This window comes from Mycobacterium sp. JS623 (assembly GCF_000328565.1).
In the GTDB taxonomy this organism is placed as follows: domain Bacteria; phylum Actinomycetota; class Actinomycetes; order Mycobacteriales; family Mycobacteriaceae; genus Mycobacterium.
In genome coordinates, this window is record NC_019966.1 from 2,274,326 (window position 1) to 2,287,706 (window position 13,381).

At 63.8% G+C, this 13,381-nt stretch carries 12 protein-coding genes and 2 pseudogenes; 11 read left to right on the top strand and 3 right to left on the bottom strand.

The window, feature by feature from the left end; translation table 11 throughout:
• Positions 1-198: 198 nt before the first annotated feature.
• From rplS to MYCSM_RS11080, 4 genes are all read left to right on the top strand, one after another.
• Complete coding sequence (rplS, locus tag MYCSM_RS11065) at positions 199-540, top strand: 50S ribosomal protein L19 (protein WP_015306237.1); 342 nt, start codon at positions 199-201, stop codon at positions 538-540.
• 77 nt (positions 541-617) lie between these two features.
• Positions 618-1,463 carry a signal peptidase I gene (lepB, locus tag MYCSM_RS11070; protein WP_041313810.1) on the top strand — a complete coding sequence of 282 codons (846 nt, stop codon included), beginning with the start codon at positions 618-620 and terminating at the stop codon, positions 1,461-1,463.
• Positions 1,464-1,483: 20 nt separating this feature from the next.
• Positions 1,484-2,203, top strand: coding sequence for a ribonuclease HII (locus MYCSM_RS11075; RefSeq protein WP_015306239.1), 720 nt, complete (start codon positions 1,484-1,486; stop codon positions 2,201-2,203).
• A gap of 41 nt (positions 2,204-2,244) precedes the next feature.
• On the top strand, positions 2,245-2,550 hold the full coding sequence (locus tag MYCSM_RS11080) for a DUF2469 domain-containing protein (RefSeq protein WP_015306240.1): 306 nt from the start codon (positions 2,245-2,247) through the stop codon (positions 2,548-2,550).
• Here MYCSM_RS11080 and MYCSM_RS35915 read toward each other — a convergent pair.
• Positions 2,551-2,880 (bottom strand): annotated as a pseudogene (locus tag MYCSM_RS35915) (dihydrodipicolinate reductase); the annotation flags it as partial.
• 170 nt (positions 2,881-3,050) lie between these two features.
• Here MYCSM_RS35915 and MYCSM_RS11090 point away from each other — a divergent pair.
• Both MYCSM_RS11090 and MYCSM_RS11095 read left to right on the top strand, forming a co-directional pair.
• Positions 3,051-3,937: pseudogene (locus MYCSM_RS11090) on the top strand (dihydrodipicolinate reductase).
• 85 nt (positions 3,938-4,022) lie between these two features.
• The gene (locus tag MYCSM_RS11095; RefSeq protein WP_015306241.1) at positions 4,023-5,219 is read left to right on the top strand and encodes a cytochrome P450; all 1,197 of its coding nucleotides are present in this window, start codon (positions 4,023-4,025) and stop codon (positions 5,217-5,219) included.
• Between the two features lie 2 nt (positions 5,220-5,221).
• On the opposite strand, the gene MYCSM_RS11100 is transcribed toward MYCSM_RS11095, so the two are convergent.
• Together MYCSM_RS11100 and MYCSM_RS11105 are read right to left on the bottom strand one after the other, a co-directional pair.
• Positions 5,222-6,505 carry a TetR/AcrR family transcriptional regulator gene (locus tag MYCSM_RS11100; protein ID WP_015306242.1) on the bottom strand — a complete coding sequence of 428 codons (1,284 nt, stop codon included), beginning with the start codon at positions 6,503-6,505 and terminating at the stop codon, positions 5,222-5,224.
• Between the two features lie 99 nt (positions 6,506-6,604).
• Positions 6,605-7,534 (bottom strand): SDR family NAD(P)-dependent oxidoreductase, encoded by a 930-nt coding sequence (locus tag MYCSM_RS11105; RefSeq protein WP_015306243.1) that lies wholly within the window; start codon positions 7,532-7,534, stop codon positions 6,605-6,607.
• A 79-nt stretch (positions 7,535-7,613) separates the two neighbouring features.
• On the opposite strand from MYCSM_RS11105, the gene MYCSM_RS11110 reads away from it, so the two are divergent.
• The 5 genes from MYCSM_RS11110 to MYCSM_RS11130 all read left to right on the top strand — a co-directional run bounded on the left by MYCSM_RS11110 (position 7,614) and on the right by MYCSM_RS11130 (position 13,378).
• On the top strand, positions 7,614-9,302 hold the full coding sequence (locus MYCSM_RS11110; RefSeq protein ID WP_015306244.1) for a nitric oxide reductase activation protein NorD: 1,689 nt from the start codon (positions 7,614-7,616) through the stop codon (positions 9,300-9,302).
• 52 nt (positions 9,303-9,354) lie between these two features.
• Entirely contained in the window at positions 9,355-10,155 is an 801-nt protein-coding gene (locus MYCSM_RS11115) for a CbbQ/NirQ/NorQ/GpvN family protein (RefSeq protein ID WP_015306245.1), read from the top strand.
• A gap of 94 nt (positions 10,156-10,249) precedes the next feature.
• Positions 10,250-11,365, top strand: coding sequence for an ABC transporter substrate-binding protein (locus MYCSM_RS11120; protein WP_015306246.1), 1,116 nt, complete (start codon positions 10,250-10,252; stop codon positions 11,363-11,365).
• Between the two features lie 2 nt (positions 11,366-11,367).
• The gene (locus tag MYCSM_RS11125) at positions 11,368-12,498 is read left to right on the top strand and encodes a spirocyclase AveC family protein (protein ID WP_015306247.1); all 1,131 of its coding nucleotides are present in this window, start codon (positions 11,368-11,370) and stop codon (positions 12,496-12,498) included.
• Entirely contained in the window at positions 12,491-13,378 is an 888-nt protein-coding gene (locus tag MYCSM_RS11130) for an SDR family oxidoreductase (protein ID WP_015306248.1), read from the top strand. The genes MYCSM_RS11125 and MYCSM_RS11130 overlap by 8 nt, the downstream gene beginning before the upstream one ends.
• Positions 13,379-13,381: the final 3 nt, after the last annotated feature.

Here is a 13,381-nt window from a genome sequence, read left to right on the forward strand (position 1 = left end):
TAGCGCGGCTGCGCGTTTCGCGGTGTGGTCGGGCGGCGATTTCACTGGATCGGGGCACGTCTGGCACAATTGAGCAGTTGTCCGCATGGGCCGAATGCCGCCCGCCGCGAGACGCCCAGATACGCCCGAACAGATCGGCTCGGCTACCCGTCACATTGTGAGGCGCCCGCAGCCGCCAACAACAAGGAAGTGTCACCGATGAACACGCTGGACTTCGTCGATCAGACGTCGCTGCGCGACGACATTCCGACATTCGGCCCCGGCGACACCGTTAACGTGCACGTCAAGGTCATCGAGGGCTCCAAAGAGCGCATCCAGGTCTTCAAGGGTGTCGTTCTTCGCCGTCAGGGCGGCGGCGTCCGCGAGACCTTCACCGTCCGCAAGGAAAGCTATGGCGTCGGCGTCGAGCGGACCTTCCCGGTGCATTCGCCCAATATCGATCACATAGACGTCGTCACCCGTGGCGACGTGCGCCGCGCGAAGCTCTACTACCTGCGCGAGCTGCGTGGCAAGAAGGCCAAGATCAAGGAGAAGCGCTGACTTCGGGTTTCGACGAGGTCTGATCCTTGGCAACCGAGGAGCGCGGCGGTAAGCACCGCGCTGGCTACTCTGATGCGGTGACCGACTCTACGGACCCTCAGGACGCGTCTTCCGACCCAACGCCCGAATGGTCTGACTCGGCCACTGACGAGAAGGCCGACGCGGTCACCGACGAAAAAGTCGAAGAACCCAAAAAGCGTGGCGCGCTGCGGGAAGCGGCGCTGCTGATCACCATCGCGGTGGTGCTCTACTACGTGATGCTGACGTTCGTCGCGCGGCCCTATCTGATCCCGTCGGAATCGATGGAGCCCACGCTGCACGGCTGCGCAGGCTGCACGGGTGACCGGATCATGGTGGACAAGCTCACCTACCGGTTCGGCACTCCGCAGCCGGGTGACGTGATCGTGTTCAAGGGCCCGCCCAACTGGAATATCGGCTACAAGTCGATTCGCTCCAAGAACACGGCCGTGCGCTTCGTGCAGAACACGCTCTCGTTCATCGGCTTCGTGCCGCCCGACGAGAACGACTTGGTCAAACGTGTGATCGCCACGGGCGGGCAGACCGTCCAATGCCGTGCCGACACCGGGCTCACGGTCGACGGAAAGAAGCTCAACGAGCCGTATCTCGACCCGTCGACGATGCTGGCCGACCCCAAGATCTACCCGTGCCTTGGCCCCGAGTTCGGGCCGGTCAAGGTGCCCGATGGTCGGCTGTGGGTGATGGGCGACAACCGCACCCACTCGGCGGATTCCCGTGCGCACTGCGGCAGTACGCCCGCCGATGCGCGGCAGGGACTGATCTGCACGGGTGACCCCACGCCGGGCACGGTGCCGATAGACAATGTCATTGGAAAGGCACGGTTCATCGCCTGGCCGCCGTCGCGGTGGGGTGGAGTCCATGCGGTGGACCCACAGACTCAATAGCTCATAGGGGGAAGCTGCTCTTGCCCGCGACATGGCCTCCGCGAACTGTGATCCGGAAGTCCTCGGGCCTGCGCACCCTGGAGTCCGCGCTGTACCGCGGCGGACTCGGTCCGGTGGCGGGCGTCGACGAGGTCGGCCGTGGCGCGTGCGCGGGCCCGCTGGTGGTGGCGGCGTGCGTGCTGGGACCGAACCGATTCGAAAGTCTCTCGGCGCTCGACGACTCCAAGAAGCTCAACGAAAAGGAGCGTGAGCGGCTGTTTCCGCTGATTCGCCGCTACGCCTTGGCTTATCACGTGGTGTTCATCCCGTCGGCCGAGGTGGATCGCCGGGGCGTGCACGTCGCGAACATCGAGGGCATGCGGCGGGCGGTGGCCGGCCTGTCGGTTCGGCCTGGTTATGTGCTTTCTGACGGGTTCCGGGTGCCGGGGCTCGCGGTGCCCTCACTGCCGGTGGTCGGCGGCGACGCGGCTGCGGCCTGCATCGCAGCCGCCAGCGTGCTGGCGAAGGTCAGCCGCGACCGGCTGATGGTCACGATGGAGGCCGAGCATCCGGGATACGGGTTCGCCGAGCACAAGGGTTACAGCACCCCGGCCCACAGTGCCGCGCTGGCGGAGTTGGGGCCCTGCAGTCAGCACCGATATTCCTTCATCAACGTGCGCCGACTGGTGGCGGTCGAGGGTGAACTGGTGCCGGACACCGCTCTGGAGTGGGAACCCGAGCAGCAGAGCCAATTGGGGTAGGGGAGAATGGACCGCGATCGATATGAAGGACAGCTGAGCCGATGAGTGCCGAGGATCTCGAGAAGTATGAAACCGAGATGGAGCTCTCGCTCTACCGCGAATACAAGGACATCGTCGGTCAGTTCAGCTATGTCGTGGAGACCGAGCGGCGGTTCTACCTGGCCAACAGCGTGGAGCTGGTGCCGCGCAACTCCGAGGGCGAGGTCTATTTCGAGCTGAGGCTGGCCGACGCCTGGGTGTGGGACATGTACCGGCCGGCTCGGTTCGTCAAGCAGGTCAGGGTGATCACGTTCAAGGACGTGAACATCGAAGAGGTCGAGAAGCCCGAGCTGCGACTCCCCGAGTAGTCATCCGAAAGCGCCCCGCGGGATCGTCGATGGCAGGTCGACCAAGCTGAGCAAGCCAGCGGGCGCCGCAATGACAAATGGCACGGCATTGACCACTCGCATGGCAGTCGCCACCATTGCGTCCGCGCCCGACGTCATGCCCTCGATGCCCGCCTGTTTGCGGTCGCGAACCGTCGCCGCCATCGTGCAATCGATGTCGGGTTGACCGGTGATCACGACGCGGTAGCCGAGCGCGCCAGGACGCGTGGGCCAGTCGGGCGCGACGTCAGGCGCCAGCCGGGTGACGTGTTCGATGACGATCGCTTCACGCCCGTCGACCACACCGATGAGGCGCAGGGTCCGTACCGCATCTTCACCATTGACGATGCGGCCGCGTATATCCGCAGCGGCAAGCCGCTTCCACTGCTCCCGCTGTACGCGGGCGTCCCGCCCGACATGGCGTGGCCGTACCTGGAACGCGCCGTGATGGCGACCGAACGCGCATGAGCGGAGGTCAGCAAATGCCAACACCCCGTCGGACAGTGGTGTGGTCGACAGGCGGAGTCGGGTCGATCGCCGTCGACGCGATCGCCCGCCACCCCGATCTCGAGCCCGTGGGCGTCTGGGTGCATTCCGCCGACAAGATCGGCAGAGTCGCAGGCGAGCTGGCCGGTGGTGACCCGATCGGAGTGACGGCCACCAACGATGGTTCCGAACTCATCGCGCTGAAACCCGACTGCGTCGTGTATGCGGCCAGCGGCCCAGAACGTGACGCGGGCGCGGTGCCCGACTACGTCAAGCTGTGGGGGCCGGAATCAATGTGGTGTCAACGACTTCCACCAGCCTGGTCTATCTGTCGGTGTACTACTCGCCTGACTGGCTCGACCAGATGCATGACGCCGCTGAGTCGGGCCATGTGTCGTTCTACGCCTCCGGCATCTTCCCGGGTTTCGCGTCGGATCAGCTCGCGTTGCTCCTGGCGACGCAGTCCAAGACGATCCGGACGCTCAAGGTCACCGAGGTGGCGTTCAACGACCATTATCCGATGGCCGACGTGATGCGCAATGGCACGGGTTTCGGTCATCCACTGGATTTCGAGCCGATGCTCAAGACTCCTGGCTTTAGCGAAATGGCTTGGAAGGCACCGATCTATCTTATGGCCGCTGGCCTGGGAGTCGATGTCGACGAGGTGCATGGGTCGCTTGATCGACGACTCACCGATAGAGATATTGAGGTCGCGTTCGGGACCATCAAGGCAGGAACGTGTGGTGCGGTATGCACGCGTGCCGCGATGGCCGCCACCGCCATGCGCGTCGTCAATGCGATCCCGTTCGTGGTGGACGCTCCGGCAGGGCTGCTCAGCTCGCTCGACATGCCGAATACCTTGCCGCGGTACGCCTTCGAGTGACGACAGAAAGTGACAATGATGGTTGACACTGTAACGCGCCGGACCGTAGCGTCGTCGGCACGAATCTCTGGGCGGAGGTGGTGAAGTGACCGAGGCAGGTGCCGTCGAAGTGTACTACGACCCATTCGATTTCGAGATCGACAATGATCCCTATCCGGCGTGGAAGCTGCTTCGGGACGAAGCGCCGCTGTATTACAACGACAAGTTCGATTTCTACGCTTTGAGCAGATATGAGGACGTGGCGCGAGAGTTGCCGAACTGGGAGTCGTACCGCTCGGGTCGCGGTACGACCATGGATGTCATCACGAGCGGAGTCGAGGTCCCGCCCGGCGTCATCCTGTTCGAGGATCCGCCACTGCACGACCTTCATCGACGTTTGCTGTCAAGGGTTTTCACGCCGCGACGCATGGAGGAGATCGAACCCCTGACGCGGCAGTTCTGTGTGCGCGCACTCGACCCGATAATCGGTTCGACCCGATTCGACTTCATCGGCGACATCGGCGCGATGGTGCCGATGCGGACGATCGGGTACTTGTTGGGCATTCCCGAAGAGGATCAGGGGGGAATACGGGATAAGACCGATCGAGCGCTTGGCCTCAAAGAGGGCACGTTCAGAACGGTCACGGCGGATGCCTTCGAGAACAGTTTCCAGCTGTTCGCGGAGTACATCGAATGGCGATCAGATCATCCTTCGGATGATCTGATGACGCAGTTGCTCAACGCCGAGATCGAGGAAGACGGGGCTCGAAGGCGCCTCACGCGCACCGAAGTCCTCACCTACACCAGCATGATCGCCGGCGCAGGCAATGAGACAACCACTCGTCTTGTTGGGTTCATCGGGCAGCTGCTGTCCGAACACCCCGACCAGCGCAGGCAGCTGGCGGACGACTTCTCGCTCATCCCAAGGGCGATCGAAGAGGTGCTTCGCTACGAAGCGCCGTCACCCGTGCAGGCGCGCTACGTCGCCCGCGACGTCCAGTGCCACGGCCAGACCATTCGCGAAGGGTCGGTCATGTTGTTGCTCAACGGTTCGGCGAACCGCGACGAGCGGCATTTCCCCGACGCCGAGAAATTCGACATCCACCGCAGCGGTGGGCATCTCAGCTTCGGCCAGGGGCTGCACTTCTGCCTGGGCTCGGCGCTGGCGCGGATGCAGGCGCGGGTGGTGCTCGAGGAGGTGCTCACGCGCTGGCCCGACTGGGAAGTCGACTATGACAACGCGACCATGGCGCACACCTCGAGCGTTCGGGGCTGGGGCAAGCTGCCCGTGACGATCGGGTAGCGCTAGCTGCGGGCGATGACCCCACGCACCAATGTGTCGCGCACATGGAGCTGTGCTCGACGGGTGCCTAGGTCGTGAAGGATGTTCTCCGGGATCCATCCGATACCGATTACACTGCGGGCGAGGATCTCGTTCGACGGGCTGTCGATTGCGATGTCGCCGGACCGAATACCGTCAGCCAGTAGCGTTTTCATCTGCCGGACGCGTTTGGCGAACAACCACCCCGGATTCGGGGTGTCCGGAGGCGACTGGCGCATCCAGGCCAGCTGAATACGGAACTCGTCGCCAAAGCGGTCTAGCGCGTTGGTGTTGACCCAACTCAGCGCATCCAACTTCTCGATCGGCGATGCATCCGACCGGAGTACGTTCGTCCATCCCAATGCGACTTTCTCGCCGAACGACTGCATGATCGAGGCCAGCAGTTCATCCTTCGAACCGATCAGCCGATACACCGTTCCAGTGCCCATGTTCGCTGCGGACGCAATGTCTCTGATTGTCGTGACTTCGTATCCCTTGCGGCCGAATTCGGCTCGGGCGACCGCGCGGACATGCGCGGCCTTGTCGCGCGGCGCGGCTTCGCTGTCGTCGATCCAGGACCGCACGACGTCGTCGGCGGCGATGAACGCGGGGGAGCGGTCGAGATCGGCATCGGTCGGTGGAACGGCCGCGAGTCCCTCCAGCAGAATTCGGCATAACAACGTAGCCACTTTGTCCGCGCCGGCGTTGTGTCGGATGACGTCGAGCCCGACCTGCAGCATCGACTGGACAATTCGATCGGCCAGCACGGGCAGCTCGACATCAGACCGCAGGTAGCCGCTCCATCGCGCCGCGCGCAGGGTCTGCAGCATCGACTCGAGGATCGCCGTCGGGCGCTGCTGGGCCAACGCCGTCAGTTCCGGGTTCGAACTCGGCCCTTCGTAGAACGTCATCTGCAATGCGGCGCGATGCGTGACCGCACACTCGCCGATTGCCGCACTCAAATCGACAATCCGGTCGAACGCGGAACGTGAGTCGGCCTCGTCCAGCCTGGCCAACGTGCGCTCGGCGATGCGGTCGAGATCCTGGTGGTAGCGGCGAAGCAGCTCGACGAGAATGGCTTCTTTTGACTCGAAGTGGTGATACAGGCTGCCAGGCAGGATCCCCGCCGCCTCGGCGATCTCCTGAAGGGAAGTGCGCAGGCCCGAGGTCGCGATCAACAACGCCGCGGTCTGCAGGATCTCCGTGCGCCTGGTGCCGTCGTCATAGGCGTGGCCGAGGTTGACCCCGAGGTCACGCTTCGGACTCACTCCTGACTCCCTCGTGGGTCGGCGAACTGAACGAATGTTTGGTTAACGCTACCAGAGTCTTCTTCCACCGGACGCGGTCACGAGTTCGCCACCACCACGTCACGGCGCGATGCCCAACCGCTCACCGGCCTCGAACACCTCGTCGTAGATCGAACCGGGAACGCTAAACGGCTCGGTCGCCGACAGTTCGGTGAGATGTGCCCCGATGTCGTCGGCAGTCGGTTCGCTGTCGGGCTCGGCCGCCCATCCTTGGCCAAGGCCGATGAAGACCCGCGCGAAGCGGCCGCCTAATGCCGAGAAATTCTGATGGGTGAACTCGCACGCCCGACTGGCCAGGTACACCACGATCGGGACCACGAGCTCGGGTCGTATGGCCGTGAAGAAACCGCTGTCCTCGAGCGCTTTCGGATCACCGAGCGTTTCCGTAACCATCCGCGAAAGACCGAATGGCAGAACGGTATTGGCGAGGATTCCGTGCGGCGCGCCCTCCAGCGCGATCACGTTGGTGAGGCCGACCAGACCAGCCTTGGCCGCCGCATAGTGCGCCTCCAGATGCTGGCCGAACAATCCCGCCGAGGAGGCGATGAATACGAATCGGCCGTAGCCTTGTGACTTCATCACTCGGTAGGCGGGCTGCGCCAGATAGAACCCGCCGTCGAGGTGCACGCGCAGCATGCGCCGCCAGTCGTCTGGCGTGATCTCGTCGAACGGAATGTTGTTGAAGATGCCCGCATTGCTGACAACTGCGTCCAGGCGCCCGAACTCATCGAGGGCGGTCTGCACAATCGCCTGACCGCCGGCAGGACTGTCCACCGAATCGTGGGAAGCCACCGCCGTGCCTCCCGCCGCAGCGATCTCGGCGACGACCCCGTCGGCAACCGTGGCGTCGGAGCCCTCACCGCCCATCGAGCCCCCGACGTCATTGACCACCACCGATGCGCCGCGACGGCCGAGTTCCATCGCATACAGCCGACCCAGCCCGCGGCCGGCGCCGGTGACCACCGCCACCTGTCCCGTGAAGTCGATCATGGGGTGCTCCTTGCCAATTGACTCTGGTTGGATGCGAACCCTACGGTGGAACAGATATTTGGTCAACGAGTGAGGTGCGGTGGACGACCAGGCGAGCGACGGCCCGCAGAGACTGCGCCTGCTGGCATCCGCCCTTGCCGGACGAAGTGTCGCGGTCGCACCCGCCGGGGCCGGTGAGCCCGCGTGGACCGACGGCGTCACCCTGTTTGTCGACGCGGCAGCGAGCGAACGAATGCAACTGCAGTCGGTGACCGTGCAGGCATCCCTGCTAGCGAGTGGGGGATTGGACCCTGAGGTGGTGCGCAAGCTGGTCAGACGCCCGGCCGTGGCGCGGCGGTATCTCGCTGTCGAAGGTCATCGCGCGCTGTCGGCGAACGATGATCTGCTGCCGTTCGCCGTTCGATCCCTGATCGATTTGGACCTCGCATCGCGAGCCACTTCACCGGCCGAATCACTCGCGATGGCGTTGGCACGTGCACACATTCCGGATCCGCCGGCGAGCTTCGGCGTCATCCGGGCCAGAGATGTGCTCTCGGCCAGTGCCGCGGCCGCACATATGGAGTCACAGGGCGCGCACGTGCCGCGGCGCGAGCAGAAGAACCTGGCCGACCTCGACGACGTCGATGACGGTGTGGAGGTCACGGACCCGTTCTCGAGTCCTGTGGGTGGTGGCGGTGCCCTAGGGAAAGTTTTACAGCATCTGATGAGCAGAGTACGTCAACTCGGTGGGGGCGGACCGCCAGGCGCAGAGACGCCTACTCATCGCTCGCACAATGGAATTCGAGGCATCGGTTTGGTCACATCAACCGCAGCACCGCCTTCGGGACTCGACGGTATCGAGGAGTACTCAGACGGCGGCTGGAAGTATCCCGAGTGGGACGTTCATCGCCGCGGCTACCGACCTGACTGGTGCACAGTGCATGAGATCGACCCTCCAGCGCAACCGGATTCGATGCTCGACCGACCAGATGTCCATGCGTTGAGGCGGCCACTCACTCGGCTCGGCATCGGGCTCGACCGGGCTCATCGGCAGGCGCAGGGCGACGACATCGACGTAGACGCAGCGGTGGAGGCGCGAGTGGAAACGCTTGCGGGATCGGCGCCAGAGGAGGCAGTGTATCTGGATAACCTGCGCAGACGCCGCGATCTCGCGGTGCTGGTACTGCTCGATGTGTCGGGATCCGCCGCAGAGGCCGGCACGTTGGGGGAGACGGTGCACGAGCAGCAGCGTGCCGCCGCGGCGGCGCTGACCGTCGCACTGCATGAGCTCGGAGACCGGGTGGCGCTGTACGCCTTTCAATCTCAAGGCCGCTCAGCGGTGTCCATGATGCCGATCAAGCGATTCGACGACAACCTCGACGCGACGGCCATGCGACGTCTCGGCAGCCTGACGCCTGGTGCGTATTCGCGGCTTGGCGCGGCGATTCGCCATGGCACCTCCGTCATTGCGGAGAAGGCGGGAACGTCACGGCGCTTGCTCGTGGTGTTGTCCGACGGGCTGGCCTACGACCACGGATACGAACGCCTGTATGGCGCCGCTGACGCACGCCGCGCGCTTGGAGAAGCGCGAAGAAAGGGCATCGGTTGTCTGTGCCTGACCATCGGGGCGGCAACGGATCAGGGTGAGCTCGCCCGAGTGTTCGGCACGGCCGCGCATGCGTCGATTCCCAAGCCCGCGCAGTTAGGGAATGTGATCGGCCCGTTGTTCCGCGCCGCGCTGCGCACAGCAGAGCTGCGGCGGCGGGTGTCCCCGGCGCGAAGACCTTGAACCAAACATCTGTTCCGCGTTAGTCTGCGGAAGATTCTCACGAGAGGAAACTATGCCGGTGAAGGCGCCGCGGCCGTATTACGTGCCAGTCGCGAACGAGGAGCAGGTGTTCAAGGCGGCTTTCAACCAGGGCCTCTCAATTGTGCTGAAGGGCCCGACCGGCTGCGGGAAAACCCGATTCGTCGAGGCGATGGCGCACGATCTCGACCGGCCTCTTATCACTGTTTCCTGCCATGACGATCTGACGACGGCTGACCTCGTCGGACGATTCCTGTTGCGTGGCGGCGACACCGAATGGGTCGACGGGCCCTTGACGCGTGCGGTGCGCGACGGCGCGATCTGCTACCTCGACGAAGTAGTCGAGGCCCGCCAGGACACCACTGTTGTTCTGCATCCGTTGGCCGACCACCGTCGCCAGTTGCCCATCGAACGCCTGGGGAGCACGCTGGACGCCGCACCGGGTTTCTGCCTGGTGGTGTCCTACAATCCCGGCTATCAAAGCGTGCTCAAGGATCTCAAGGATTCGACACGACAGCGAATGGTCGCAATTACCTTCGGTTTTCCCTCGCCCGATGTCGAGGAGAAGATCGTCGCCAACGAAGCAGGGATCGACCACGATCGGGCGGTCGAACTCGTGCGTTTGGGCCAGGCGATCCGCCGACTGGAAACCGGGGGACTGCGCGAGGTCGCATCGACGCGCGTGCTGATCGCGGCCGGGCGGCTGATCGCCGAGGGGCTCACTCCTCGCGAGGCCGCTTGTGCCGCAATCGCCGGACCGCTCACCGATGACGCGACGGTCACCCGCGGCCTGGCAGAGATGATCGACGCCTACCTGACAGACGGGCAGACGTGACCAAATGATTGACCCGCGCGAGCAGCCTCGCTAGGGTCAGAACAAATATTAGGTTTCATGCCTGCATCGCGAGCTGCACGCCAACGGAGGTGCGATGTCCTACGAGAGCACAGCGGAGCCGATCAAGGTCGGCTATCTGATGGACTTCACCTTGCCGCCCGGATTCTCCGAGGAGCTGTTGGCCTCGTTCACTCAGACGTTCGAGCTCGTCTTCTTCGAGGCGGTCGAGCAGGGTCTGATGGACAGGCCTGTGCAGATGATCTACCGCGAGGTAGAGGGCCTGCCCAAGGGTTCGGTGAAGGCTGTTATCGACGCGTTCGGCGAACTCGTCGACGCGGGCTGCCTGGTGGTTTTCGGACCGAACATCACCGACAACTGTGTTCCGGTGCGCGAGGCGATCGAGGAGCGGTTCAAGGTGCCTGCGATAAGCGTCACCGGGACCGACGATTGGCTCGGCGAGTGGACGTTCGCTTTCCCTCAGGGCTCGATGACCGACGAGCCGATTTTCCTGACCGACCTGGTCGCCAAGCGCGGACTCAATGAGATCGGCGTGCTGGTCGAACAGAATCTCATCGGCGAGAGCTACCTCAGAAATCTGCGAAGTGCATGTGCGCGCAAGGGCGTTCGCATCGTCGCGGAGGCTGCTATTGCGCAAACGGCGCAGGACATCACCGAGGCGGTCAACACGCTGTACGAGGCCAAAGCTCAGGCGATCGTGCACCTCGGGTTCGGATTCGGCATCGTCTTCATCAATCCGGCCCTCGAGGCGGTCGGTTGGGATCCACCGCGATTCACCACCACAGCTTTTCAAAACGCCTGGGTGAACCCGATCATGTGGAACGCCTTCCTCGGCTGGGTCGGGGTGGACCAATACGACGAAAACAACCCCGTTGGCCAGGCTTGGCTCGACCGGTATGCGAAGGCGTATGGCGGCAGCCGTCCCGAATACTGCGTCTCGGTCGTCAACCACGATGTTGCAGCCACGCTGGTGCGCGCGTTCACCGACGCTCATCCGCTCAGCCCGCGCGGCGTCAAGGAGGCACTCGAGCGGGTGAAGATGATGCCTGCTGCGTCGGGAGCGCCGGGAACCCGTGTGTCGCTGGGTAAATGGACTCGACGGGCATGGATGGGCTCGGGCTATCTGGTGGCAAGGACGCTCGATGCGGACGGTATCAACTCTCACCTCGTCGATCGCTTCGGAGAGGACTGACCATGACGACTCAAGCAGAGTTGGGCCCCACATCGGTTGAGCCAAAAGCGAAGACGGGCCCGAACTGGGGCCGGGTGATCGCTCTGCTCGCGTGGCTCGGCTTCCTCGGGTTGTTCGCCGCCGTTGCGCGGACGGATGTCGATCCGCGAGTTGCGAATCCGAACGTCGACGGGCGGCCTCGCCCTGTCGGGTTCCTGACGGGATTCGATCACTGGCAGGTCATTCCGCAGGTAGGCGCCTTGATCATGGTTGTGGTGCTGACTATCGTCTTCATCCGCGGGTGGCGTAGGAACCCCGGCAGTCCGGTGCTGATGATGGTGTTGGTGACGACGCTGATCGTCTGGCAGGACCCGATCATGAACTGGTCGCCGTATGCGGTGTACAACCCGGCGTTGTTGCACTGGCCGGAGTCTTGGCCCCTGATCATGATGTCGCCGACCGTGGAACCCTGGATCGTGTTCGGATACGTGACGTTCTATTTCGGCCCGTATTTCCCGGCGATCTGGATTCTTCGCAAAATGCAGGCCAAGCGCGGGCCAGAAGCGTTCGTCGCCCGCCACCCGCTGATCAGCTTGGGTGCTCTGGTGCTGGTGATTGGCTTCATTTTCGACGCCATTCTGGAAGTCAGCCTGGTGCGCACCGGGCTGTACATCTATTCACAGGCGATCCCGTTCGGAACATTGTTCGCAGGCAGCACCTTTCAATTCCCGCTGATTTGGGAGTCGCTGTCGGTGACCTTCGTGATGATCCCGGCTGCCATCCTCGTCTACCGCGATGACACCGGTAAGTCGGTGGCGGAGAAGCTTGCCGCGAAAGCCAAGCTGTTTCCGACCAGGCCGGTACTCGGCACGTTCCTGGTGATGTTCGCGATCATCAACGTGTCGTATTTCGCCTACGGCGGCTGGTTCTGGGCGATCAAGGCCAGTGGGCTCGCCACCTCGGTCGCCTGTCCGTGGCCCTTTCCTGAGGCCAAAGTGTATGACCCGCAGGGGTATTACGAGCAGAACGGCGCCGAGGGCCCATATTCGGTAGGTAAATGGTCCACCTGGCAGCAGGGTCTGCCTGACGGTCGCCCCGATGTTGAGCTCGGCTCGAAGAGTCAACGTTGTGCGCCGGAAAGTGCGAATGGCTGAGCCGCGCAGCGTCGTCATCACGGGTGCCTCGCGGGGGCTGGGCTTCGCGTCCGCGTGCCATCTCTATAAGCAGGGCTGGCGCGTGGTGGCCGCGATGCGATCCGTCGATGCAGGCATGGAACGCCTGCGCGAGGCGACCGGAGCCCCGGAGGACGACCCGCTCCTGATCGGTGTGCCGCTCGATTTGACCGACGCCGCGTCGGTCACCGCTGCAGCGAAATCGATTGAGGAAGCTGTCGGCGCACCGTACGGTCTGGTCCACAACGCCGGCATCGCCGCGGCCGGGATGGTCGAGGAAACACCGCTGAGCCTCTGGGAGCAGATGTTCGCGACGAACATCTTCGGCCCCGTCGCATTCACCAAAGCGCTCCTGCCTGCCATGCGGAAGGCGGGACAGGGCCGCATCGTGCTCGTCTCGAGCGTGGGTGGTGTACGTGGAATGCCCGCCACTGCACCCTATTCCGCTGTCAAGGGCGCACTCGAACGCTGGGGCGAGGCGATGGCAGGCGAAGTCGCCTCGTTCGGCATCGGGGTCACCGTGTTGGTCACCGGCACGTATGACACCGACATCATCACCGATGCCGGCACGACGGACTCCCGCGACTTTGACGGGCCCTACGCGCCTCACCACAGCACCATGGACAAGCGTGGTCGGGCGATGATGAAGCTCGCCGCCAAGTCACCGGAGGAGTTCGCCGTTGGGCTCGCGAAGGCGCTCGACGACAAGGCGCCGTTCGTGAAGCGGCCAGTCGGGCCGGACGCGCGAATGCTGTTGATCGTCAACCGATTACTGCCTGGAGCGGGTCTGCACCATATGACCCGACTGATGATGGGAATCCCGCGCTACGGCGCGCTGCGAGGAGATGGGAAGAATGCCTGACGT

Excerpts from the sequence above, each read along its gene's own strand:
- MYCSM_RS11080 (WP_015306240.1), top strand. The coding sequence starts at position 2,245 with ATGAGTGCCGAGGATCTCGAGAAGTATGAAACCGAGATGGAGCTCTCG.
- rplS (WP_015306237.1), top strand. The coding sequence starts at position 199 with ATGAACACGCTGGACTTCGTCGATCAGACGTCGCTGCGCGACGACATT.
- MYCSM_RS11115 (WP_015306245.1), top strand. The coding sequence starts at position 9,355 with ATGCCGGTGAAGGCGCCGCGGCCGTATTACGTGCCAGTCGCGAACGAG.
- MYCSM_RS11130 (WP_015306248.1), top strand. The coding sequence starts at position 12,491 with ATGGCTGAGCCGCGCAGCGTCGTCATCACGGGTGCCTCGCGGGGGCTG.
- MYCSM_RS11120 (WP_015306246.1), top strand. The coding sequence starts at position 10,250 with ATGTCCTACGAGAGCACAGCGGAGCCGATCAAGGTCGGCTATCTGATG.
- MYCSM_RS11105 (WP_015306243.1), bottom strand. The coding sequence starts at position 7,534 with ATGATCGACTTCACGGGACAGGTGGCGGTGGTCACCGGCGCCGGCCGC.
- MYCSM_RS11125 (WP_015306247.1), top strand. The coding sequence starts at position 11,368 with ATGACGACTCAAGCAGAGTTGGGCCCCACATCGGTTGAGCCAAAAGCG.